Below are 23,774 nucleotides of genomic sequence, written 5' to 3'. Positions count from 1 at the left end.
ACATTATTTAAACTTTCATCATAATTAATCATTTCTGTCATAGAACATCCACATAATCCATTTCATATATATTCTAAAAACATTCTAAACAATAATTAAAACAAAGGTTTCTACAATGAAATGGAATTTTACTCGTCGTGACTTTCTTGCTACGTCAGCAAAAGGTGTTGGTATCGCAATTCTTTCAAATGGCTTAGTCGCTTGTACTGTCGAAGATGATATCGAGCGTTATAATTTGGTTGAAATTGACTCTCAATTCAAACATGGGGTTGCCAGTGGTGACCCGACTCAATCAGCCGTTATTATTTGGACTCGACTTAGCCCTGAACAAGAAAATACATCAGGTAATGATGTGATTAGAGTGGCTTGGGAAGTCGCGCTAGACGAATCATTCAACCAATTAGTGACGACGGGTGAAACGCTGACTAGCGCATCAAAAGACTTTACTGTTAAAGTTGATGCAATTGGTTTAGAAGCAAATACACGTTATTACTATCGCTTTACTGCTCGTGAGCAAGTATCTATGACAGGTACAACAAAAACATTACCTGTAGGCCGGGTGGAGCAAGTAAAGCTCGCGGTCTTTTCTTGCGCCAACTATCCTGCTGGTCATTTTAATGTTTATGACTTGGCTGCACAGCAAGACGATATTGATGCTGTATTGCATTTAGGCGATTATATTTATGAATATAGCCGTGATGGTTATGCAAGTAATAACGCCGACGCGTTAAATCGTCAGGTATTACCTGCTGGAGAGCTACTGACATTAGAAGATTATCGTCTTCGTTATGGCCAATACCGAAGTGACGCTAAACTACATGGACTACATCGTAAAGTACCGTTTATAACTGTATGGGATGATCATGAAGTTGCTAACGATACGTGGAAGGACGGGGCTGAAAACCATAACGAAGATGAAGGTGATTTTGAGGTTCGTAAAATGGCTGCATTACAAGCCTATTTTGAATGGTTACCAATCCGACCATGGTTCGAAGGTAATAATTTAGAAATCTACCGTTCCTTCCAATTTGGCGATTTACTTGACTTACACATGTTAGACACTCGTGTTTTAGCACGTGATAAGCAGTTAAATCATGCTGATTATTTTTTCCCGAATAACGACTTTATCCACAACGGCTTACCAGAACGCTTTGATGAAATTAAATTCAGGGGCGATGCAATGAACAGCGATAGAACATTGCTTGGTAAACCGCAGCTCAGCTGGCTACAAAATAAGCTTGAAACATCAAGTTCGCGCTGGCAGTTACTTGGACAACAAGTATTGATGGGTAAAATGCACCTATCAGCTTCTGTTGTTAACAAGCACCTTAGTTTTGTGCAGTTTGCTAAAATGAAAAAATTAGTCGAATTAGAAGTACGTAAACAAGCTAACGACACGACATTAAAACGTCGTGAACTGGCTTATTTAAAACTCAATCAGTATAAATTGACTGAAGAAAAAAAAGCGTTAATCAAGATGCCATCAATTCCGTATAATCTAGATGCTTGGGATGGTTATGCGTATGAGCGTGAAGAAATTCTGGCTACAGCAAAAGCAAGTAACAGCAACCTTGTTGTTATTGCTGGTGATACACATAATGCATGGGCAAGTGATCTAAAAGATGAACAGGGTGACGCTGTGGGTGTTGAGTTTGCAACATCTTCGGTATCATCACCCGGTATGGAGTACTATCTTCAAATTGCTGAGGTACTACAAAGCGAAGTACAAGATGCTGTGGTTGGTTTGGTCGAAGGCTTAAGGTACGCTAATCTACGTGACCGTGGTTTCATGACGTTGACATTCACAGAAGATCGAGTACGTACTGACTGGCGTTATGTGAATACTGTATTATCAGGTGATTATTTCGAAGATACGGATAAGAATTACAGTGTGTTTTGTAACCATGACGAACATCAAATTATACCTGTGTGAGTAAGTTAGTAATTGATTAAATACGATTAAAACCAAACAACCTGTTATATTTAGACGTAATTACCGAGTAATGTGTGAGGGATATCAATTTTCACTGTTATTAATCGAATCTAATATAAAAACATCTTTATAATCGTATATATATACAATAATATGCCATTTCAGTTTTGTTTTGTGGTTTATTATGAGTGGTATCAAAGTTTCTGTGGATCGTATTCAAGTGGGTAATTACGTTAAGTTACCTTTAGGTTGGTGCGATCATCCTTTTATGTTCAATAATTTCAAAATTGATACTCAAGAAAAACTGCTACTTATTCGTAAGCTTGGTATTGCGCACGTGACAGTTTACCCACAACGCAGCGATAATGGCTTACTACCCCCGCCATTGCCAAATGCTGCACCGCAAGCAGAGTGCTCTGCTATGCGTGATGTCGATATTGAGCAGATTAAGCGTGAGTTATGGGAACGTAAACAGGAAAAAATAGAAAAGTTAAAAAGCCATCGCCGTAAAATAACCAAAACAGAAAAAAACTTTCAATCAGCTATGATCCAAGTGCGTTCAGTTATGGGGAAGCTGTCTAGTCGACCTCTTAATGCGATTGATGAGGCTGAGCAACTCATCGGTGATATGGTTGATTCTCTGTTAAAAGAAGAACATATCGTTTTACACTTAATGAGTGAAACCAAAGAAAATGAAAATATTTATTACCACTCATTAAATGTATCAGTGCTTGCAATGCTTGTCGCCAAGATGAAAAATTTAGATGCCGATTCCATTAAGACTATTGGTATGGGCGCGTTGTTTCATGATATGGGTAAGTTGAAAGTACCCCCGCAAATATTACGTAAAAAGACAGAACTTACCAACGTCGAGCAAAACTTTTTAAAATTACATCCTAAATATGGACTCGATCTTGTTAATTTAGTGAATACATTTCCGGATGCAGCGAAGGCTATTATTGCGCAGCATCATGAGCTATTAGATGGTAGTGGCTACCCTAAAGGCTTAAAAGGTAATGATATCGACCTATTTACTCAACTTGTGAGTGTCGTGAATAAATACGATACACTTTGTCACCCTAATGATGTAACGAAAGCACGAGTACCGTCTAATGCCTTATCTTGGCTGTATAAAAATAGCGCGAATAAGTATAATCAAAGTGATTTAAAACTGTTAGTGAAGGTGTTGGGCATTTACCCTCCAGGCAGTGTTGTACGATTATCAAATGATCAGATAGGATTGGTATTGTCAGTGAATTCAGATCGATTATTGTATCCTAACATCCTTATTTATGACGTGGAAGTACCTCGGGCAGAAGCCCCAATCATTGATCTTGAAGAGCGTGAGCTGTCAATTACAGGTGTCATTAAACCGGATAAATTGCCTGAACATATTTATGAATACTTAAACCCGAGAAGTCGTATTAATTATTATTTTGAAAGTGCGCAAAATAATAATTAATTAATAGGTTTATAATTAGAATGTTTACACTATAATTGCAGCGAGCTTATCTTAAAGGTGTCCAGTTTTGAATACGCAACAACGTGGTTTTACTCTTATCGAATTAGTCATTGTTATTATTGTTCTTGGGACACTATCTGCTACCGCAGTGCCCCGATTTTTGAACTTAGCTGATGATGCTGATATCGCCGTTGTCAAAGGAACAGGTGGCGCTTTAAAAAGTGCAGTAAACCTTGCGCACAGTAAGTGGCTAATAATAGGCTCTCCAGCTGATCACAATGCTCGAAATGATTTACCATTGTATGGTGCTGGTTTGGATGGTCAAATTGATCTTAATACTGCAGGATGGCCTGCGCAGAGCTATGCAGGTTCTGATACAGTATTAAACGCTGATAATGCAGCTGATTGTACTTCTTTGTGGAATGCAATTTTAAACACTGGCAGTGATAAAATTGATGAGTTAGCAACGAGTGAACCATATATTGTAGAATATCAATACAAGGGAATTTGCCTTTATAAGTGGAGTAAAAATACTGAACTATACATTCGTTATGATTCCAATACTGGTGATGTGAGTGTTCATGTATCGTAATTTAAAAATGCAATGATATGTATTTGACACATTTTAATCCTTTCTTTAAATGCTTAAAGCCTTAAATAAGCATGTTTACATTCTATCTAGAATAAAATTATTTATTTTGGATAAGCTGAAATACATTATAAAACAATAGTATTAAACCTTCTGAATTAACCACCATAAATTTATTTACAAACGCTGACATAACGCTCCATAATTTCAATTTAGAATGCATCTTTTCTAACGCTAAACGACATGTTCGGTGTATTTATAATTATAGAGAGGATGTCAATGACATTAGTACAATCGACAGCTATGGCTGTTTTATTATCTGTTTTCCTAACTGCTTGTGGCGGTGGCGGCGGTGGTTCTACGACTACTAAAGGGAGTCATACGAAGGATACAGATGGTGACGGTGTTATTGACAGCCTTGATGCATTTCCGAATGACAAAAATGAAACAAAAGACAGTGATGGTGATGGCGTAGGTGATAATGCCGATGCATTTCCGAATAACAAAGATGAAACTAAAGACAGTGATGGTGATAGTGTAGGTGATAATGCAGATGCATTTCCGAATGACAAAAATGAAACAAAAGACAGTGATGGTGATGGCGTAGGTGATAATGCCGATGCATTTCCGAATGACAAAAATGAAACAAAAGACAGTGATGGTGATGGCGTTGGTGATAATGCCGATGCATTTCCGAATGACAAAGATGCTCATTCATACAAACCCAAATTTGATGTTGGCTTTAGCGATATAGTTAATCTTAACGATGATGCTAATACAAAAACTGAAAAGGTAGAAAATATCGCGAGGCTGGTAAATGAAGCTTACGATAACACAGTGCAAAAGATAATTGCTGCTATTGCAGACGAATCGGGTGTTGGACCAGAAAGCACGTTGGAAGGTGCAGTCGCAACCTGGAATTCTTTGTCGAAGAAGGAATTTGATTATACTGATCACAAAGGTATAAAGTACTCTTTTTCTTTGCTCGAGTATCATAATGAGTCTTCTTTTCGAGTTATGATTCGCAGCAGCATTGATAAAGATAAAAAAGAGAGATTGTACACTGTACCTAGTTCTGAATTTTTTAAGAAAGAAATTTTAGAGTCCAATACTGATGATGCGGTCGATCGTAAGTTGAAACAATTTTCTAATAAGCCTATGCACGTACGGGCAACGATTACCGTAAGGGACGACGAGACTGTATGGATGAACTGGTCGAGTATGCGTAAAGATTTACCTAAGATGAATGCTTACATGGACGTTTCTGAATCTATCGTCAGATATATAATTAATACTGGCTTGCCTAAAGACATCCCACAAGGATTTCCTAGCGGGAATGTATCATATGATAAAAATACTGCTGAACTTAAACTTGGGCATGGAAAAGTTCAAGCGAATTATATTCAAAATAAAGACACATTAGAGTGGATTAAATAAACAACGTCTCTTTGTACGTCTAAATTAGTCATCATGGCTGGTTTAGACGCCAATCATATTTGAAATCGATACTCCCTGGATCTTGTTGAAATAATATCAACGCTTGTTTTAATAAAGGTCTTGCATAGCGTTTAAAATGCTCAATCAGAGCCTGCTGATTATCCCCGAAATCTTCCGAATACCACTTGTAAATACTTGAGACCTCTAAATCGTCGCCTTGAATTGAAACGCCTCTTGGATGATTGATATAAGCATAGGCACCTGCAGTTAATAGTTGTTCGGTATTACTTGCCATAAATGCCGTGGCAGATAAATTGGGGCAACCATAACTGGCACAGTTTACGGCATAATGGATACGCGGATCTTTCCAAATAGGGCGCAGTATTTCATGCTCTATATCATTCAAGCTGAGCGTTTGACCATTGACTGTCACCGCCTTATCATCCCACGGACCAAAAGAAAAGAAGCGTTCGCCTAATTTTGTAATGGATTTTACCGGATAATTTTCAAGAATCAGTTGTATGGTCTGTGCGTTATATAAGTTTATCCAGTAGGCTTGTTGCTGTGCTTTAGTGTGTTGCAAGGGGTTGATGTTTTGCAGTTGAACGAGATATTGTCTGAGAATTGCTTTGTCTGCATTGGTCACGTTTTTGTAATTAAACAAGTTAATCGCATTCTTATTTTTATCCACTATTAAATAGCGATTTAAAACATATTGCCATTGACTGTGGTCGATATCCTGCGATGTTGCTTCGTTACTTTTATTCCAGTAGGCCGTCGTTGTCGCCATGACATTAATAGAGTAGAAGCCACTAAATAACATGATTAGTAGCCCAATAACTATACGTGTTTGTGGCATTAATAATTTTAAGTTGTGGATCACATTGATACCTGTTTTTGTATTTATATTAATAGTATTAATTCCATTTTATAGGGTTAATTATAGCTCAATAGTATTGGGACTATGACATTTACACGCTGGGATCGTGGTTTATATTTACTTTATTATTTAGTCATTTGATTACATTATTTTACATTTTTTTACTGTATTCGCCGTATACACTTTGGCGGTTTTTGGCTATCTTCCGCACTTCATATTTTTATTAATAAATATTTATTATTGTTTGGAGTGTTAGTGGTTTATAAGAGTATCTGTTTCTCGTTGTTGTCTTCGGCATTACTCGTGACAAGCAAAGTTAATGCAGAAGATGTTGCCAATATAATGACTGAAAATAATGGGATGGAAAGGCCTGCGTTTGATACTAAAGTTGCAGTAGTTCCTTTAGTCATATCAACTGAAAGATTGGGTGCTGCACTTGGTGTATCAGGAGTAATAAAACATGCTGGGCAACCACAAGCATCAATATTTGGTCTTGGTTTGTACAGTAATAATCACAGTAATATTAGCTTTATCTCATTTAATAATTATACATTACCAAATGTAAAACAATGGCTGTTTTCAACAGAATATTATCGTGGTGACTTTAAATCGGGGATATATTTTCTGCCTACGGCAAAGGCGCCTGAAGATACCTTGTTGACTGATGAAATAATCGCTGAAGGTGTTGAATCATCTCTCCGTGTGAATGCAAGATACGTATTACCATGGGGGATAGGTGTTAATGGTGCCGCGCGTAGCCTTGTCCGCCAACATAGTGAAACAGGGGGTAATCCACTTGAATTTGGTGTTACAAGCATTAATATTACCCCGTTTCAACAAAGACGTGATGTGGTAGGTTATGGTTATTTACCTGATGTTTCGCAAGGGTTAGAGTTACAGTTTGATTGGGATAATCGCGATAGTATTGGCGATACGACGTCGGGTAGCCAAACTCGATTTACTGTGCGACGTGACTTCGGTGATGATGACCGTAATAGTTGGACTACATGGCAATTAGATCAAAGCGCTTATGTTTCTTTTGATGAAAATACTTTGTTTAAAGAACAAGTATTGGCATTTAACTATTATCTTGCAGACACACCAACATGGAATAGCGGTTCGGAAGCCGATCAGAAACATCGTCCACCCTCTTTTTCTGGTATCAAACTTGGTGGTTTTAACCGGCTACGTGGTTATTTACCAGGACAATTTCATAGCCGAAGTGCCGTTATGTATAGTGCCGAATACCGAGTAAAGCCACATTGGCAGCCGTTACATCATTTACCATTTTATAATTTTCCTTGGTGGCAATGGTCAGCATTCGTTGAAGCTGGTCAGGTTTCAGATACTTTTGATTTAGTGGAATTAAATAGTGACTTGAAATGGACTGCGGGTTTAGGGTTACGATTTAACGCTGAAGGTGTGATTGTACGTATTGATTACGCACAAAGTGAATCAAATAAACAATTATGGTTTATGGTTAACCAACCATTCTAGCGGAAAAATAATAAAGCCGTAACAGTGTGTAATTTAATCGGATACTGTCACGGCTTTTTAGGAACAGCAATGAGGTATTATTTTTTGAACATTGATTTTAAATCAGCAAATGGGTTATAAGTCGCTGAATCTTGATTATTATCACCCGCTTCAATTTCTGTCGCGTATTGATCATGTTCGGTATATTTAGAATGCTCATTGTCATGGCAATATAAGCAAAGCAATTCCCAGTTGCTACCGTCATTCGGGTTGTTACTGTGGTCATGGTCCATGTGGTGAACAGTTAACTCTCTTAAGTTAGAATAAACAAATTCGCGGGTACAGCGGCCGCATATCCAAGGGAATAACTTAAGTGCTTTTTCGCGATAACCTTGTTCCATGCGCTTATACGTTACGCTGGTACCTAAAGTATCTGATGACATAATTGTTCATCCATAATTATAAAAAGGTTATTGTAAAAGTATATCTAGCACTGATCAATAGCTATTTTAGTCTGTTCTAGGCTACCAGATTAAAACTGGATCAGGTAAAATATGTGCAATTCAAATTACCAGTATCCAATCTTACTTATGTCAGTTTCAAAAATAGATTCAACGGCTCTTAAATATCTGTCAGCCTATTCAGACCAAGTTCAAAGCAAAGTAAAGCTGATGTTAGAAAAAGACACGCTAGGTCAATTTTTATTAACGAAGTATCCGAGTACACATTCAATTACCAGTGACAAAAAGTTACGTGAATTTGTCATGGATCTTAAGAATAGTTATTTAAAGAAATCATCGCCTATCAGTAAAATCATTTATGATCCTAAAATTCATGTGGTTAATAACGCGCTTGGTTTACATACTTTTGTATCGCGGGTGCAGGGCAATAAATTAAAGAGTAAGAATGAGATCCGCATTAGCGAAATGTTTAGGCGCTGCCCAGAACCTTTCTTGCAGATGATCACGGTACACGAACTGGCGCACGTAAGAGAAAAGAATCACGACAAAGCCTTTTACAAGCTTTGTGAGCATATGTTACCTGATTATCATCAGTTCGAGTTTGAAATGCGTTTGTATTTAACACAGGTTGAATTTAGAGGTGAGATCTATTAGTTAAGCGGAACTAACAGAGTCTGTGAAATATTGAGTAGCAGTTACTTCATTGTCACTTTACCACCAACCATTTTATAAGCGGGTGTACCTCGAATTAACGTGTCTCTTGCAAAGACTTGTCCACACTTAGGGCAAGTACAAGGGGTTTCACAGTAGTCTGTCACGATCCGCTCTTTAAAACATTTAACGAGATTGCCTTTACCGCCTTTACGGTATTTAAACAGCAGTGTTTTACATTTTTTGCATGATATTTCAACTGTTTGAGTTGGGCCTTTTTTATTCGGTTTTGCCATTTAAATGTTTCGTATATGAAAGTAGTATTAAAGTGACTACAGTTTACACGCTTCTGGTTCATCGACAAATCAATAAGCATAGATATTTATATTCTAATAATCATACTTAATGTCCCATTTTTAGTGTTGTCATGAGCGTGTAATACTTGATTTAGTTATGCTTGTCGTTCAGGATAAGTGATTAGATTAATAAAGGCTATTTCCTCAATGTCGGCGTCGCATAAAACAAAACAAACCTCGAATAACGTCAAACTTTGGATTATAAGCCTGCTTATTCTTGTCCTATTAAGTGTCGCGATCATGTTTACATACCGCGAACGCATTATCATGAAGGTTAGCAATCATTTTTCAATTCCCTACGGTGTTAAAGTTGCACAGTTACATGGATTAACGATTAAATTTGATATGCAACAGCCCTTTTTTATCGATAAAATTATGCTTGACCAAGTTAAGCTAAATGTTGATTATTTGCAATTTGAGCAAGCAATGCAGGACCAAAATACCGATCAAGTTGGGGTTCAAGTTGTTACTGTCGTACCCATATTACCCGCGTTACCGGATTGGATACCCGATCTTCATATTGAAAATATAACCGTGCAGGGCACTAATCTACCTCCTTTACCTGACGTATCAAAAACACAAAGTCTGTCTTTATCGAATATTAATTGGGAACAGCTTGACCTTAACCTTATTGATTTTAAAGCCATAGATTTCAGATATGTCGATAACAACGCTGAATTTGGTTTTTCAGTGTGGCAGCAAGATCAACGCTTGCTACAAGTTAAGTTGAACTACGTATTAAAAGAGACCAACAATACAGATAGCCGCAAGTTACTTAAAGTGCAACTGAACACGGACTTAAGCAAACTTAGTGCAAGCGTTAAGCATGTTTTACCCGCGTTTAATGCCGAATTTTATGGTATTGCAATGCTTGATGTAGACGTTGACTTACAGCGGATGGAACGTATTTCCTTAAGGTTCTCATTGGTTGACGGGGCAGTGAGCTATGATCAGCAAAAGCTTATTGCGAATGCAGACTTTTCTGTCGATACGGAGTTAGTACTGGATGATAAATCGTGGTTGCCTGAACACGTCAAGTTGAACATAACGGACATTGCACCTATTACGCTGACGGCAAAAACGTGCGCATCGTTTACTGCATTATTGAGTGTGGACAAAAGTGTTTGTCAGCCGTTTAGTAACAATGCATCACCAACACTCGCCCCTATCGTTATCACGCCTAAATTACCTTTATCTTTACAGGCAGGGATACAAGAACGCGATATTACTCGTTGGAAAGTACAGGCCAAGCAAGCCGCGATGACAGTAATGATGTCTGATAATATGTCTAACAATAGCCTAGCAGTAAAGGTGGATGAATTGATGTTAACGCCTCAATCTTGGCAGAGTAATTGGTCGTTAGCCGTTATAACAAATAGCCGTTATTTCAGTGAGCTGAATGTACCGTTCCAAGTGACATCGAAAGGTCACGTAGAAGTTAACCCCACGGATACATCGATAAACACCAAGCTCACAGTTAATAGTGGAACATTAACCGCACATAAATTTAAATATTCAGATGTGTCGAGTGAGAATATCAAGGTTTCTTTACTTGACGCTATGACGGTGAATATTAGCAACAATAGCGTATTACCGTTCGATTTTGCTTTATCGACAGTGTCGTTTAATAATAAATATCAGAATGAATACAAGATAGATAGATTTACGGCGCAGCATCGGGGACATTTTAATTCCCAAGCTTTGAGCGTGAGCTCAGATTGGCAGTTAGATGATGTGGTAATGAAAAGTACAAATACCGTTACGTTATTAAATTTAACGCCGTACAAAATTGCAGGGCATTGGCAATACCTTCAGCAAGCAATTCCTTCTTTAGTAACTGATAAATATCCTTTACCCGTAGGGCTATACCTACCTGGGTTGGTGGAAAGCAGGCTTGATTATCAGCTGATGTTAAATGAAAAACAAGGTTATTTAACCGCAAGTATGTCGGGTGAATTCACTGCCGATAGTAGTACTTATAATGACATAACGGCCACCGATATTAATGCGAATTGGCGTTGTAAGATTGAGGCGGCCAAACCTGATTTAGTGGCATCTTTAAATACCAATTGTCTTATTAACAGCAACATTTCATCTGTTGATATGGGGCCTGTCGCGACCAATGTTAATTTTACTGGCTTGGTGACGTTTGCTCATGAACAGTTACAAGTGGCGATTGATAACGCCTCAGCAAATGCGTTTTCTGGTACAGTGTCATTGGTACCATTGTTAATTACCGATTTTGATCATATTGTTGGTCAAGTGCGTGTTCGCAATCTATCTTTACCTGAGGTACTTGAATTATATCAAGTTCCAGGTGTTAAAGTGACTGGATTATTAAAAGCGGATATCCCTTTTATTGCTAAAGGTAGCGCAGTATCAATAATCGATGGCACGATAGAGCAGCAAGGTGCCGGTGGGGTGATCCAAATAAAGGATAATGCCACGATAGATCAGTTAAAGTTAACACAACCGCAATTGCGTTATGCTTTAGAGCTGTTAGAAAATCTGCATTATGATAGTTTACATAGTGATGTGAATTTTAAGCCGAGTGGAGATACTAAATTAACGATTAGTATTAAAGGGCGGAACCCTAGTATTGAACGCCCAATTGAATTTAATTATTCCCACGAAGAAAATATATTGCAGCTATTTCGTAGTTTAAGAATTAATGATGCGATGTATGATGCGCTTGATAAAATGAATAACCCATAAGGATATAATATGAAAGCACTGTTATTTAGTGCAAGTTTACTTGTACTTATTGCTGGTTGTACGCCGACAGTACAACTTGCCGTTCCCGATAAGCCAATTGTGATTAATTTAAATGTAAAAATTGATCACGAGATTAAAGTGAAAGTAGATAAAGAGCTAGATGATGTGTTTAGCGATGATGAGTTATTCTAGTCAAATGGAGATTACAATGAGAAGAATTTTTTCAACCTTGATTATTTTAGTCGCTATGTCATTTTCGGTACAGGCGATTGATTTACAAGACGCGAAGCAATCAGGATTGGTTGGTGAGCAAACGAATGGTTACCTTGGCGCTGTGAAACCAAGCAGTGAAGTGAATGCATTAGTTAAAACGGTAAATGATAAGCGTAAAGCTAAATATCAAGAGCTAGCAACCAAGCATAATGTGTCGGTTAAGGCCATTTCTGTACGTGCAGCGAAAAAAGCAATATCGTTGACAGAAAAAGGTCAGTTTATTGAATCTTCTCCAGGTCAGTGGAAGAAGAAGTAACGACAACTTAATTAAATAAAAAGCGCTATTGAATATAGCGCTTTCTATTAACGGTTGGTTACATTAATTACGAATAAGAGTGTTGTTACTCACATCGTATGAAGCTGTATGGTCAATGCTCAGTTTAAAGAGACTCTCACCAGGTTTTTTAGTTTCTCGAGCTTCTAGTTTACCAATGTCTACTGCCTGACTATTATAGTCATGCTTAGTATAAAATGAATTTTCGTCGTCATTGTTATTATAATAAGCCACCATTCTTTCTTTATTATTCCTGAACGTATATTGATATCGTCCATCAAATTCGCCACTTTCATTAACAGTTTTAAGTTTAACTATAAATTCATCCTGTTTTGTCACTGCTAATTTAATTTCAACTTGTCCTATATTATGGTCGTTAATATAATAGTTTTCCGCAATAACCGTCACCATATATTTTAATTTCGTTGTCGCTATAAGTTTCGCACTTATATTACCGAGTTTAGGGTGAACCCAATTTGGCTTTGAGTCATGGGTATATTTATATTCTTTCAGTTCCTCTACCATACCGCTAATGTCACGAAGATTGTGTCCCGAACTTTCGGCTCCACTATTAAACCGTAGAACTTGAGATTTAAGTGTCGGGTATCGATCAAACTCGCCAAATGCAACTATAGCGTAAACTTCAATTATGGTTTCAGCAGCATTATCTACCACATTGAGGACTTTTTGGATGTTATCTTTGACGCTCTTAGCGTCTGGGCTATCCTGACTCGTGACGTTGGCAAGTGAGGGTAAAAGAGCATTATCACTAGGTCCATATAGTCCTGAAAGCGTTCTATCTAGCTTGAACTGTTTTTCTTTCGTCGGAGTCGTCGGTTTTACCGGAGTGGTTTTATCACCACCACCGCCACATGCAGTGAGAAGTACCGACAATAAAGTCGTGACTACGAGGGATTTAATAGATTTCATTTGGAATATCCGTCTTTATAGAGTGAAAATCAAAACGAATATATCGTTTAACGTTTTTCATATAATTATTGGTGGCGGATTATACTTATCAGAAAAAATTTATCAAAATGTTATTTGTCAGTAAATGTAAGAATTCTATCTTTTTGGAGATTTATGATTTTTGTAAATTCATTGTGGTGATTTCCACTGTATAAGCCCTATTTAAGGGGAATATTAAATTAATCAGCGTGTTATTAATCTTATAAAAATGAATGTTAGTGACAAATCAGCCCTGCTATGATGAATAAATTACATCATAGCAGGGCTTCTTATATAGCTATTTTAAGTCAGCTATTCTAATCGATTTCACATTGGTATAGCGACCATCAGGTGTAGTTGGTAATGCTAGTTCACCTTCATTAACTTGCTTACGAGCGATTTCGCGTTCAGCATGATGGCCAGTAAGTCCAATCACTGACCAGTCATTTTCTGCTTTACCAATGATCTTGCCCTTTTTAACTTCAGAGATATAGCGGATAGTTAGGTTTCTAATTGTGCCTGCTTCTTCGCCATATTCTGCTTTAGAGTCAGATAAAACAGTAAATGTACGTCCTTCTAATACACCACCTTTTTTCGTTAAGTGGCCCATACGATAAGCGTTCATACCAATGTGGATGACAGTTTTATCTGTAACAGGTTTACCATTCATTGCTAATTCAACAATTCGCTTTCCTGCAGGCTGGCGAAGATCAATTTTATAAGTAACACCGCCAAACATATCATGCGTGCTGTATTTCGATGAACGACGTTTTTCATCAAAGCTGTAAGTTAAATCACCATCATGTGTCTGGTTAAAATATCCTGCAGACCATTCCATATATTTCTTAAGATCTTGGCCTGTCATTGCATAAACAGTATATTCACCGCCAGCATATTCATAGTTATAAGCAATATCTTTTGCTGTAACCGCCCCAAGATCCATTTTAGGATTCATATTGTCTAGGTGAATAGCAATTACATTCGCTTGTGGTGCAAAATGAAAACCAACATCCTGAAATAAGCTGGTTAATCCGGTATCGTGTAATTGTGTTTCTGGTATACCGTTTATTCTATTTTTTGGTGTTAATGTTTCGCCACTTAATGTACCAATAACACGATTTGCATTATCACGTAATTTCTGATGATAAGGACTGAAAATAGTTTCAAGTTGTTTATCTGATACTTGATTGTTCATATTATAAGTAAAACTATTCTTATTAATTAGGTTAACTTTACCGTTATCTTGTCGCGTAAATGTCAGATCAATACGTGATAACGCTCGACCATATTTATAGGGTTCGGTAATGATAACGCCATTAATAACGACTTTATCTATTTTTACATGCATGTGACCAGCTACGATCGCGTCGAGTTCCGGATTAGCTCTCGCAATATCCCCAACACTGGTATCTGCGATATTATTTTCGTTGTCTATTCCCATATGCGCCACCAACACAAGGGCATCGACTTTGTCTTTAATTTCAGCAATCACTTTTTTGACTTCAAGGCTTGGGTTGGTGAAATTAATCCCATTAATTCTATCGCTGCCTTTTGCAAAGTGTTCAACCATTGGCGTATCCATACCAATAATGCCGATTTTGATACCATCACGTTCTACTATTTTATAGGCAGGAAGAAAACGACGCTTATCATCATGAAAAATATTACCCGCAAGCGGCGTATCATTGAAAGTGTTAAATGCATTGTTAAGCGCATCTAAACCAAAATCAAATTCATGATTGCCTAATACCCAAGCATCATAATGCAATGCATTAAAACCTAACATCATAGGATTAACTGGCTCATGCTTAAACGTCTCTATCCCGTTACCTTGGATCGCATCACCGGCATCGACTAAAATAACGTTTTTTTCGGTGTTGCGGATCTCTTTCACTTTGGACGCAATTTGGCTAAGACTTCCTTTTGGATTCGGTTTATCTGTAGAGTAATCCCAAGGGATAAAGCGTCCATGCAGATCGGAAGTACCAAGAATGGTCACATTTACATTTTCAGATGCAAATGAAGGTGCGATGAACAAAGGTGCAAAAATTAATGCGGCCAGTTTTACTTTCATGGTATAGCGTCTCTAAAATAATTAAAATATCGTGAATCATACACAAGCAGTGTAAATACACTAAATATAGTAGCTTAAATAGGGCGAACAGTTTATTCATCCTCAGTTTTAGTCTGAAAATCGAACTCTACAAGGGGATGATATACACTAAAAAGAAAAACTCTTGTTGAGCCGCTAGGTTTTGTTTATGAAAGGGAGTTTGAATTTAACTTTAAGTTATAAAAGGCGCTATTGAACATAGCGCCTTTTATTTTTAACGAAACTTTTATTTTCGGGTTAGTGTGTTATTACTCGCATCGTAGGATGCTCTGTATTTTATGTTACTAGTGCTTTTAAATGGTAACTCACCAACAGTGATTACCTGACTGTTATAATTATGGTTAATTAAAATTGAACTATCGTAGTCATTGTTACTATAGCTGACTAGCATTCTTTCTTTATCGCTTCTGAAGGTATATTCGTATCTTCCATCAAATTCGCCGCTTTCATTAATAGTTTTAAGTTCTACGTTGAATGCACCTTCGTCTAATTGAGCTAGTTGAATCTTAACTTTACCTATATTTTTGTCGTCAATATAATAGCGGTCCGAGGTGACATTCCAAAAATAAACTTCACCGCCTGCATGGGTTAGGGGTGCTTTTATATTACCAAGTTTAGGATGAGGCCATGAATGTCTTCTATTATGGCTTATTTGTTGAAATCCCAAGTTATTTCTTATCGAATTAATGTCATTAACGTTGTAAATACTCTTTAACTCTTTAACTTTAGCGTCAAGTGTTGGAAGTTGTTCATCGAATACTGAGCTGCCAAACATAACCAGAGCATTAACTTCAATAATTGTCTCTGCAATATTATCTACCACCTTAAGGACTTTTTGGACGTCATTTTTTATGTTCTCAGCGTCTGGGTTATCCTTACCTATAACATTGGCAAGTGGAGGTAAAAGAGCATCACCATTCGGCCCATATACGCCTAAAAGAGTTCTATCTAGCTTGAACTCTTTTTCTTTTACCGGTTTTGTCGGTTTTACCGGAGTTGTCGGTTTTACTGGAGTTGTCGGTTTTACTGGAGTCGTCGGTTTTACCGGAGTCGTCGGTTTTACCGGAGTTGTTTTATCGCCACCGCCACCGCCACATGCAGTAAGAAGCACCGACAATAAAGTTGTGGCCACGAGAGATTTAATTGGGTTCATTTGGATTATCCGTCTTTTAAAGTTCACAAGTTCAAACGAATATATCGTTCAGTGTTTTGCATTACATTGTTGGGTGGCGGATTATACTTATCAAATAAAACTTCTCAAGCCTTAATTTGTAAATGAATGTAATCGTACTATCTTTTTTTAATTTAATGATGATTTGGTTTTTTGTGGTGATTTAGACGCGGTAGAAAATTATTTTGGGGAATATTAAATTAATCAGCGTGTTATTCATCCTCAGTTTTAGTCTGAAAATCGAACTCTACAAAGGGATGATATACACAAAAAGTAAGACTCTTGTTGATCCGCTATTCTAGATTCAACCTTAATGAGTTTGGATCTCGGCTTCCGAACATATCGAATACTGTATTGGATTATTCGCCAAGCACAGGGATGTTGGTACGACTGCATTATAAATTTTAATTACAAAACAGCCCAACAATGATGAATAAATTACATCTTAGCTGGGCTGTTTTATATTCGACTATTCAGTACTATTCAGTACTATTCAGTACTATTCAGTACTATTCAGTACTACTTAGGTACGAGGTTAACCAACCGCTGGGATCATTTTCGCCATTTGCAAAAACTGCGATGTGATAATCAAACAACCCATTAGGCTTGCAAGCACGAGCGTTACGTTACCACCGATAACTCTATAACCATTTGCTTGTGCTTTACGTTGTTTAGACACCATAGCAACTGGTAAAAAGATTGCAAGGATAACCAGTGCGATTGCTGCGTAGCCTAGCGCTGTAATGAAACCTTGTGGGTAAAACAGTGCGAAAGCCAGCGGAGGTACAAATGTGACCAATGCTGTTTTGACACGGTGTGATTTACCGTCTGCGTTAGTACTATCGTCGCTGTCATTATTATGAATACTCGTATTCGCGCGTTTCATCATGCCTGATAACAAATCAAACAAACCTAAACTCACCCCCAAGAATGAGGTCGCGAGGGCAAGGTCTGCAAAAATAGAGACTGATTGACTGACTTGCGGCTGTTGTAACACTGAGCTGAGCGATGCAATGAAACTGGTTAACGAGTTGTTTGCCATTAAAGTCGTTTGGCTTAACACACCTTGCGTTGCAACTTGCCATAGCAGGTAGATAACAAGTGGCGCAGATGCACCGCAGATCATCACTTTCTTCAGTGTTTTAATATCAATACCGACATAACGTACGATTGACGGAATACTGCCGTGGAAACCAAACGAAGTGAAAATTACGGGTAAAGCCGATAGCAATAATCCTTGCTCTACTGGCATTTCTAATAAATTAATAGACTGCACGTGTGGAAATAACAGACTGAGCGTGAGTGCTAAGACAATAATTTTTACGCTAAACAATACACGGTTTACGATATCAACCGAATGCGTGCCAATCGACACCACAGTCGCGACAATGATGGTTAGTAACACAGCACCAAATTGTGGGGTTAATTCTAAACTCAATAAATCGTTTATTTTGTTGGTTAACTGCGAACCGCCACCGGCAATATACGCGGCACAAAGGGCATAGAATAAGAAGAAAGAAGCAAATGTTGCGAGATATTGACCGGGTTTACCCAGTAAATTTTTTGCAAGCGAGTTAAGTGTCGCATCTTGTTCGGCATGCTGATGTATTTCTAACATCAACAACGCTGTATACGTCATTAATGCCCAGTTGACGATAATCAAAAAGGCGGCGGTATAGAAACCTAAACCAGCTGATGCAAGGGGTAAAGCTAACATACCGCCACCAAGTGCGGTACCAGCAACAATAAGGGTACTTCCTACTATCTTACTCACAGTTATAAAACCTTATTCACAGTCATAAACATTCCATTACGGATTGCAATTAAAAATTCGTAAACATTTGTTTACAATAAACACCTTAAATATTCATAAACCATTAAGGTGTAGCGAGTTTACTTATTTTATATGGGTTAGTGCAATGTAAAAAGTGTAAAAAGTGTAAATTGTATCGTAAAGTAATTGTTACACCTGTCTGATCTGGTTTTTAATAGTATTAATTTCTGCTGTCGATTGGTTGGTAACCTTGTGCGGACTACGAACTTTATCAATTACGTAGTACTATAGGGGGTCTTTTATTTGCTCAGATAATAATCCTTTATGTTTAAGTTTTTTGAAAAATGGTCTTCGGCTTTTCCCAAGCATCAACCTGAACAGCCGCCGCAAGATATGGTGGCGTTTTGCCGTTATTATACCCGTGGCTTTGAGTCGCCTTTATTAGCGATGGCAGTATTAAGTGCGATGATTGCTATTTTAGAAGTGTCATTATTTGGTTTTATGGGGCAACTGGTGGATTGGTTATCAAACCATGAGCCACAGAATTTCTTAGACGATGAAAGCGCTAGCCTCATTGGCCTAAGCGTATTGATACTGGTGGTGATGCCATTGTTGGTATTATTACATTCATTAATCATGCATCAGACATTACTGGGCAATTATCCTATGTCTATCCGCTGGTTAGCACATCGTTATTTGTTACGTCAAAGTGTGTCTTTTTTCCAAAGTGATTTTGCCGGTCGTATTGCCACAAAAGTGATGCAAACAGCCTTGTCTGTACGTGAAACCGTGATGAAATTACTGGATGTATTGGTCTATATCTCGGTGTATTTCATTGCAATGCTCGTGATGATTGGCCAGGCTGACATACGACTCATGTTGCCTATGCTGGCGTGGTTTATTGGTTTTGTCGCTATTCAATTGTATTTTGTGCCGAAGCTTAAACAGATCTCGACAGAGCAAGCCAATGCACGCTCAATGATGACAGGGCGATTAGTCGACAGTTATACCAATATCACCACGGTTAAATTGTTCTCGCATAACTCTCGTGAGATGGTGTATGCCGAAGAAGGCATGGACGAATTTCTTGTGACGGTGCATAAACAGATGCGTTTGGTTACGGGGTTCACCTTTTGCGTCGAGTTATTAAATTATTTATTACTCTTTGGTGTTGCTGCTATTTCGATCATGCTGTGGTTAGACGCCAGTTTAAGTGTGGGTGTTATTGCTGTCGCGATCAGTTTGGCGTTACGCCTTAACAGCATGTCTAAATGGATCATGTGGGAAATTGGTGGTCTGTTTGAAAATATGGGCACAGTGATCGATGGCATGAATACCTTAGCCAAGCCTATTGATATTGAAGATAAACCAAATGCTAAACCGCTAATTGTATCAGCGGGTGAAATCGAGTTTGATAATATTAGTTTTCATTACGGTGAGTCAGCTGGCGTGATTGATAACTTAAACCTTAAGATTAAGCCGGGTGAAAAGGTCGGTCTAGTAGGGCGCTCTGGTGCGGGTAAGTCGACCTTGGTTAACTTGTTAATGCGTTTTCATGACGTGGAGTCGGGTGCGATCAAAATTGATGGTCAAAATATCAGTGATGTCCAGCAAGACAGTTTACGTGGTCAGATTGGCATGGTTACACAGGATACATCCTTACTACATCGTACTATTCGCGATAACATCATGTATGGCGATCCGGATGCGAGTGAAGCGCAATTGCTTCAAGCAACAAAACAAGCATGTGCGCATGAGTTTATTAGCACCTTAACGGATACCTTTGGTAATAAGGGCTATGACGCACAAGTTGGCGAGCGGGGGGTTAAACTTTCGGGTGGTCAACGTCAGCGTATTGCTATTTCTCGCGTGTTATTAAAAGATGCGCCGATTCTGGTGTTAGACGAAGCAACGTCAGCGTTAGATTCTGAAGTTGAAGCAGCCATTCAGGATAGCTTAAATGAACTGATGGACGGTAAAACTGTCATTGCAATTGCGCATCGTCTGTCAACAATTGCAGCGATGGATCGTCTGATCATTTTAGATGAAGGCCGTGTTGTAGAGCAAGGCTCACACAAAGAGCTCTTAGCGAAACAAGGTATTTATGCACAGCTCTGGGCGCATCAAACTGGTGGCTTTATCGGTGAAAATGATTAATCGTTCTTAATTACAGATTTGTGCAGCTCATATATTATTCAATGTGCTGAGCTGCATATATTCATTTACTACACAAAAACCACTCTATAAACCCTGCTGTTATATAAAAGTACTACTTTGGTGTTGTTTTTTGGCTGTTTTGGCTATTTCGTTTATAGCGTATTGATTCATATCAATAGTTATTTATACTGCAAGCGTAAAATATGAATAATAATAGTTATCATTAGGATTAGGTGAAGATATGAAGTTAGCGCTATTAAACGATGGTGTTGTCGCTAAAATTACCGATATGTCAGGCTTACCTGCTGACACGCGAAAGAAGTTAATGGTAATAGGTGTGCTACCTAATACCCAAGTCACATTAATTCGTCGTGCGCCAATGGGTGACCCGTTACAAATATCTGTGCGTGGAGTCTCGGTTGCGATCCGGAAGAAGTTAGCACAACAGATTGAAGTTGAGGTCGCTTAATGTTGTATCAAATCTTAACTATTGGTAATCCAAATAGTGGTAAAACAACGCTATTTAATGCGTTAACGGGTGCGAATCAACGTGTTGGTAACTGGGCCGGTGTGACGGTTGATAAGAAAACCGGACGCTATAGCCATGCGGGTGATGAGTTTTTATTAACTGATTTACCGGGTATTTATGCCTTGGACAGCAGTAACGAAGTGAATAGTGTCGATGAAATGATCGCGTCGAAAGCAGCGTTGGATCATGCGGCAGACCTGATCATTAATGTTGTCGATGCTTCGTGCTTAGAGCGCAGTTTATATATGACACTGCAATTGCGCGAGTTAGGTCGTCCAATGGTGGTGGTGTTAAACAAGATGGACGTATTAGCGCGTCAACGCCAAGTTTTAGACGTTAAAAAATTAGAAAAAGCCCTTGGCTGTCCAGTACTCGCACTCTCTGCAAATGCCAAAAATGAAGTGAGCAGCTTTAAACAAGACTTACACTCAATTGTGCAAAGAGGCGTGGTTACTGTCCCGCTTGCGATGGACTACGGAACAGAAATAGAAGCGGCGATTAGTGAACTAGACGTTTATTTTTTCGATCACGATGCCGCCCCACGTTCACTCGCTATTCGTGCACTCGAAAATGATGCGTTAATTGTCGATCTTATTAGTCTTGATGCCTTGATTGTGATTGCAGACATTAAAAATAAAGTCGCAGAGTCAATTGAGACCGATTTCCATATTGCCAACGTTCGATATACGTATTTACACCAACTTTGTAATAAGGTGCGTCGTCAGGAAGGTAAATTAAGCCGTTCATTCAGTGATAAAGTCGACCAAGTGGTGTTGAATAAATACATTGGTATTCCATTCTTTTTTGCTGTGATGTACTTAATGTTTATGTTCTCTATCAATATTGGTGGTGCATTCATTGATTTCTTTGACATTAGCTTTGGCAGCGTACTTGTTGATGGCGGACACTATTTATTAGATGGATTATTGCCTGTTTGGCTTGTTACTATTATCGCAAATGGTATTGGCGGTGGTATTCAAACTGTTGCCACTTTTATTCCCGTGATTGGTTTTTTGTATTTATTCTTATCGTTACTTGAAAGCTCGGGTTATATGGCGCGTGCTGCATTTGTACTTGATAAAGTAATGCAACGAATTGGCCTCCCTGGTAAAGCATTTGTTCCGTTAGTATTGGGCTTTGGCTGTAACGTACCTGCCATTATGGCAACGCGTACACTCGAACACGAGCGTGAGCGTCGTTTAGCTGCGGCTATGGCACCGTTTATGTCATGTGGCGCACGATTACCTGTGTATGCATTATTCTCGGCGGCATTCTTCCCTGAGCATGGCCAAAATATTGTCTTTGCGTTATACATTATTGGCATTTTAGTGGCGGTATTTACTGGGCTCATATTACGCTGGAGTTTGTATCCTGGCCGCAGTGATAGCTTTATCATGGAAATGCCGGATTATGAATTACCGACAATGCAGAATATGCTTATCATCACTTGGCAAAAACTAAAACGTTTTGTGTTTGGTGCGGGTAAAACGATCGTGTTGGTTGTCGCATGTCTTAGTTTCTTTAATTCATTGGGTACTGATGGCAGCTTTGGTAATGAAGAAACTGAAAGTTCAGTATTATCGAAAGTTGCACAAGTAGCAACGCCGTTACTTGCACCTATTGGTATTAAAGCAGATAACTGGCAAGCAACCGTGGGTATTATTACGGGTATTTTTGCCAAAGAAGCGGTTATCGGCACGTTAAATAGCCTGTATTCAAGTGCAGAGGAAGATGATGCTGAATTTGATTTATTGGCCAGTTTACAAAAAGCGGTATTATCAATCCCTGCGAATTTGGCGAATTTAAGTTATTCAGATCCATTGGGTGTTGATGTAGGTGATTTAACGGATATGAATGCGGTTGCTGACGATCAAGAAGTGGATGTGACAATCTTTGGTAACTTGAAAGAGAGCTTCAGTTCCGACGCTGCTGCTTTTGCATTCTTATTATTTATTCTTTTATACACACCTTGTGCTGCGGCAATGGGCGCTTATGTGCGCGAATTTGGTCGTCCATTTGCTGTATTCATTGCTGGCTGGACTATGTTCTTAGGTTATTTTGTTGCCACTATGTACTACCAAATCGTTGAGTTTTCAGCACACCCTGCATCAAGTATGGGCTGGATAGGCTTCTTCAGTGTGTTGATGTGCGTTGTGATTGCACTACTGAAAAAACAGGGAAATAAAATAAAACTACAAGAGGAACAGGGCAAATATGATTTTAACACGTCTGAAAGATCATCTTGTTGTTAACGGTAAAACCAACAGAACTGAGCTAGCCAAAACCTTTGGCATTAGTGAAGACGGTATCGATGCGATGCTGGCACTTTGGATAGCGAAAGGCAAGATATCGACAACAATCAGCGAACGTCCTCGACTGGGACAATCAAACTGCGATGTTTACTATCGTTGGAATGACGAGTGCGAACTTGCGGTCACTGTTATTAACTAAAACTGTGTTCAGCTAGACCAGATCTAATATCATCAATAAAAAGGCAAATACTTGACTAAATAAGTTGGGTATTTGCCTTTTGTCAATTACAGACCTTTTGTTACCACATATACTCAATCTCAAT

At 38.4% G+C, this 23,774-nt stretch carries 20 protein-coding genes; 13 read left to right on the top strand and 7 right to left on the bottom strand.

The features are described from left to right. The first annotated feature begins 115 nt into the window (after positions 1 to 115). The 4 genes from AKG98_RS07535 to AKG98_RS22695 all read left to right on the top strand — a co-directional run bounded on the left by AKG98_RS07535 (position 116) and on the right by AKG98_RS22695 (position 5,421). Positions 116 to 1,933, top strand: coding sequence for an alkaline phosphatase (locus tag AKG98_RS07535; RefSeq protein ID WP_067043674.1), 1,818 nt, complete (start codon positions 116 to 118; stop codon positions 1,931 to 1,933). 184 nt (positions 1,934 to 2,117) lie between these two features. After that, on the top strand, positions 2,118 to 3,395 hold the full coding sequence (locus tag AKG98_RS07530) for an HD-GYP domain-containing protein (protein ID WP_067043672.1): 1,278 nt from the start codon (positions 2,118 to 2,120) through the stop codon (positions 3,393 to 3,395). Between the two features lie 67 nt (positions 3,396 to 3,462). Continuing rightward, entirely contained in the window at positions 3,463 to 3,987 is a 525-nt protein-coding gene (locus tag AKG98_RS07525) for a type II secretion system protein (RefSeq protein ID WP_067043670.1), read from the top strand. 276 nt (positions 3,988 to 4,263) lie between these two features. Further along, positions 4,264 to 5,421 (top strand): hypothetical protein, encoded by a 1,158-nt coding sequence (locus tag AKG98_RS22695; RefSeq protein ID WP_067043668.1) that lies wholly within the window; start codon positions 4,264 to 4,266, stop codon positions 5,419 to 5,421. Positions 5,422 to 5,452: 31 nt separating this feature from the next. On the opposite strand, the gene AKG98_RS07515 is transcribed toward AKG98_RS22695, so the two are convergent. Next, a complete protein-coding gene (locus AKG98_RS07515; RefSeq protein WP_228140242.1) occupies positions 5,453 to 6,304 on the bottom strand; it encodes a DUF547 domain-containing protein in 852 nt (283 codons plus the stop codon). Positions 6,305 to 6,556: 252 nt separating this feature from the next. Between AKG98_RS07515 and AKG98_RS07510 the strand changes: the two genes are divergently transcribed. After that, positions 6,557 to 7,798, top strand: a complete 1,242-nt coding sequence (locus tag AKG98_RS07510) for a hypothetical protein (protein ID WP_067043666.1) — start codon at positions 6,557 to 6,559, stop codon at positions 7,796 to 7,798. Positions 7,799 to 7,875: 77 nt separating this feature from the next. Here the strand turns inward: AKG98_RS07510 and AKG98_RS07505 are convergent, their stop codons facing one another. Continuing rightward, positions 7,876 to 8,220, bottom strand: coding sequence for a YajD family HNH nuclease (locus AKG98_RS07505; RefSeq protein ID WP_067043663.1), 345 nt, complete (start codon positions 8,218 to 8,220; stop codon positions 7,876 to 7,878). Positions 8,221 to 8,367: 147 nt separating this feature from the next. Between AKG98_RS07505 and AKG98_RS07500 the strand changes: the two genes are divergently transcribed. Further along, positions 8,368 to 8,892 carry a M48 family metallopeptidase gene (locus AKG98_RS07500; RefSeq protein ID WP_045110066.1) on the top strand — a complete coding sequence of 175 codons (525 nt, stop codon included), beginning with the start codon at positions 8,368 to 8,370 and terminating at the stop codon, positions 8,890 to 8,892. A 41-nt stretch (positions 8,893 to 8,933) separates the two neighbouring features. On the opposite strand, the gene AKG98_RS07495 is transcribed toward AKG98_RS07500, so the two are convergent. Further along, positions 8,934 to 9,185 (bottom strand): hypothetical protein, encoded by a 252-nt coding sequence (locus AKG98_RS07495; RefSeq protein WP_067043661.1) that lies wholly within the window; start codon positions 9,183 to 9,185, stop codon positions 8,934 to 8,936. 207 nt (positions 9,186 to 9,392) lie between these two features. On the opposite strand from AKG98_RS07495, the gene AKG98_RS07490 reads away from it, so the two are divergent. From AKG98_RS07490 to AKG98_RS07480, 3 genes are read left to right on the top strand one after another with little or no spacing between them, the layout of a single operon-like run. After that, complete coding sequence (locus AKG98_RS07490) at positions 9,393 to 11,960, top strand: YdbH domain-containing protein (protein ID WP_067043658.1); 2,568 nt, start codon at positions 9,393 to 9,395, stop codon at positions 11,958 to 11,960. A gap of 9 nt (positions 11,961 to 11,969) precedes the next feature. Then, positions 11,970 to 12,152 (top strand): YnbE family lipoprotein, encoded by a 183-nt coding sequence (locus AKG98_RS07485; RefSeq protein ID WP_017219822.1) that lies wholly within the window; start codon positions 11,970 to 11,972, stop codon positions 12,150 to 12,152. Between the two features lie 16 nt (positions 12,153 to 12,168). After that, positions 12,169 to 12,489, top strand: coding sequence for a YdbL family protein (locus AKG98_RS07480; protein WP_067043655.1), 321 nt, complete (start codon positions 12,169 to 12,171; stop codon positions 12,487 to 12,489). A 63-nt stretch (positions 12,490 to 12,552) separates the two neighbouring features. On the opposite strand, the gene AKG98_RS07475 is transcribed toward AKG98_RS07480, so the two are convergent. The 4 genes from AKG98_RS07475 to AKG98_RS07460 all read right to left on the bottom strand — a co-directional run bounded on the left by AKG98_RS07475 (position 12,553) and on the right by AKG98_RS07460 (position 18,519). Further along, entirely contained in the window at positions 12,553 to 13,437 is an 885-nt protein-coding gene (locus AKG98_RS07475; protein ID WP_067043653.1) for a hypothetical protein, read from the bottom strand. A gap of 316 nt (positions 13,438 to 13,753) precedes the next feature. Then, the gene (locus AKG98_RS07470; RefSeq protein WP_067043650.1) at positions 13,754 to 15,529 is read right to left on the bottom strand and encodes a bifunctional UDP-sugar hydrolase/5'-nucleotidase; all 1,776 of its coding nucleotides are present in this window, start codon (positions 15,527 to 15,529) and stop codon (positions 13,754 to 13,756) included. Positions 15,530 to 15,794: 265 nt separating this feature from the next. After that, positions 15,795 to 16,721: a hypothetical protein gene (locus AKG98_RS22450; RefSeq protein WP_067043647.1), complete on the bottom strand. Its 927-nt coding sequence runs from the start codon at positions 16,719 to 16,721 to the stop codon at positions 15,795 to 15,797. 553 nt (positions 16,722 to 17,274) lie between these two features. Further along, a complete protein-coding gene (locus AKG98_RS07460; protein WP_067043644.1) occupies positions 17,275 to 18,519 on the bottom strand; it encodes an aromatic amino acid transport family protein in 1,245 nt (414 codons plus the stop codon). A 318-nt stretch (positions 18,520 to 18,837) separates the two neighbouring features. Between AKG98_RS07460 and AKG98_RS07455 the strand changes: the two genes are divergently transcribed. From AKG98_RS07455 to AKG98_RS07440, 4 genes are all read left to right on the top strand, one after another. Next, positions 18,838 to 20,670, top strand: a complete 1,833-nt coding sequence (locus tag AKG98_RS07455; RefSeq protein WP_067043641.1) for an ABC transporter ATP-binding protein — start codon at positions 18,838 to 18,840, stop codon at positions 20,668 to 20,670. A 241-nt stretch (positions 20,671 to 20,911) separates the two neighbouring features. Next, complete coding sequence (locus AKG98_RS07450) at positions 20,912 to 21,139, top strand: FeoA family protein (protein WP_067043637.1); 228 nt, start codon at positions 20,912 to 20,914, stop codon at positions 21,137 to 21,139. Then, positions 21,139 to 23,451, top strand: coding sequence for a Fe(2+) transporter permease subunit FeoB (gene feoB, locus AKG98_RS07445; protein WP_067043634.1), 2,313 nt, complete (start codon positions 21,139 to 21,141; stop codon positions 23,449 to 23,451). The genes AKG98_RS07450 and feoB overlap by 1 nt, the downstream gene beginning before the upstream one ends. After that, the gene (locus AKG98_RS07440; protein ID WP_067043631.1) at positions 23,414 to 23,650 is read left to right on the top strand and encodes a FeoC-like transcriptional regulator; all 237 of its coding nucleotides are present in this window, start codon (positions 23,414 to 23,416) and stop codon (positions 23,648 to 23,650) included. Before feoB ends, AKG98_RS07440 begins: the two co-directional genes overlap by 38 nt. Positions 23,651 to 23,774 lie beyond the last annotated feature (124 nt).

Source organism: Moritella sp. JT01 (assembly GCF_001574435.1).
GTDB lineage: Bacteria > Pseudomonadota > Gammaproteobacteria > Enterobacterales > Moritellaceae > Moritella.
This window is presented reverse-complemented; position numbering and strand designations above follow the sequence as displayed.

Bases quoted from the DNA above. Each gene is read 5' to 3' on its own strand.
- AKG98_RS07535 (WP_067043674.1), top strand. From the start codon at position 116: ATGAAATGGAATTTTACTCGTCGTGACTTTCTTGCTACGTCAGCAAAA.
- AKG98_RS07530 (WP_067043672.1), top strand. From the start codon at position 2,118: ATGAGTGGTATCAAAGTTTCTGTGGATCGTATTCAAGTGGGTAATTAC.
- AKG98_RS22695 (WP_067043668.1), top strand. From the start codon at position 4,264: ATGACATTAGTACAATCGACAGCTATGGCTGTTTTATTATCTGTTTTC.
- AKG98_RS07505 (WP_067043663.1), bottom strand. From the start codon at position 8,220: ATGTCATCAGATACTTTAGGTACCAGCGTAACGTATAAGCGCATGGAA.
- AKG98_RS07500 (WP_045110066.1), top strand. From the start codon at position 8,368: ATGTCAGTTTCAAAAATAGATTCAACGGCTCTTAAATATCTGTCAGCC.
- AKG98_RS07495 (WP_067043661.1), bottom strand. From the start codon at position 9,185: ATGGCAAAACCGAATAAAAAAGGCCCAACTCAAACAGTTGAAATATCA.
- AKG98_RS07490 (WP_067043658.1), top strand. From the start codon at position 9,393: ATGTCGGCGTCGCATAAAACAAAACAAACCTCGAATAACGTCAAACTT.
- AKG98_RS07485 (WP_017219822.1), top strand. From the start codon at position 11,970: ATGAAAGCACTGTTATTTAGTGCAAGTTTACTTGTACTTATTGCTGGT.
- AKG98_RS07480 (WP_067043655.1), top strand. From the start codon at position 12,169: ATGAGAAGAATTTTTTCAACCTTGATTATTTTAGTCGCTATGTCATTT.
- AKG98_RS07475 (WP_067043653.1), bottom strand. From the start codon at position 13,437: ATGAAATCTATTAAATCCCTCGTAGTCACGACTTTATTGTCGGTACTT.
- AKG98_RS07470 (WP_067043650.1), bottom strand. From the start codon at position 15,529: ATGAAAGTAAAACTGGCCGCATTAATTTTTGCACCTTTGTTCATCGCA.
- AKG98_RS22450 (WP_067043647.1), bottom strand. From the start codon at position 16,721: ATGAACCCAATTAAATCTCTCGTGGCCACAACTTTATTGTCGGTGCTT.
- AKG98_RS07455 (WP_067043641.1), top strand. From the start codon at position 18,838: ATGTTTAAGTTTTTTGAAAAATGGTCTTCGGCTTTTCCCAAGCATCAA.
- AKG98_RS07450 (WP_067043637.1), top strand. From the start codon at position 20,912: ATGAAGTTAGCGCTATTAAACGATGGTGTTGTCGCTAAAATTACCGAT.
- feoB (WP_067043634.1), top strand. From the start codon at position 21,139: ATGTTGTATCAAATCTTAACTATTGGTAATCCAAATAGTGGTAAAACA.
- AKG98_RS07440 (WP_067043631.1), top strand. From the start codon at position 23,414: ATGATTTTAACACGTCTGAAAGATCATCTTGTTGTTAACGGTAAAACC.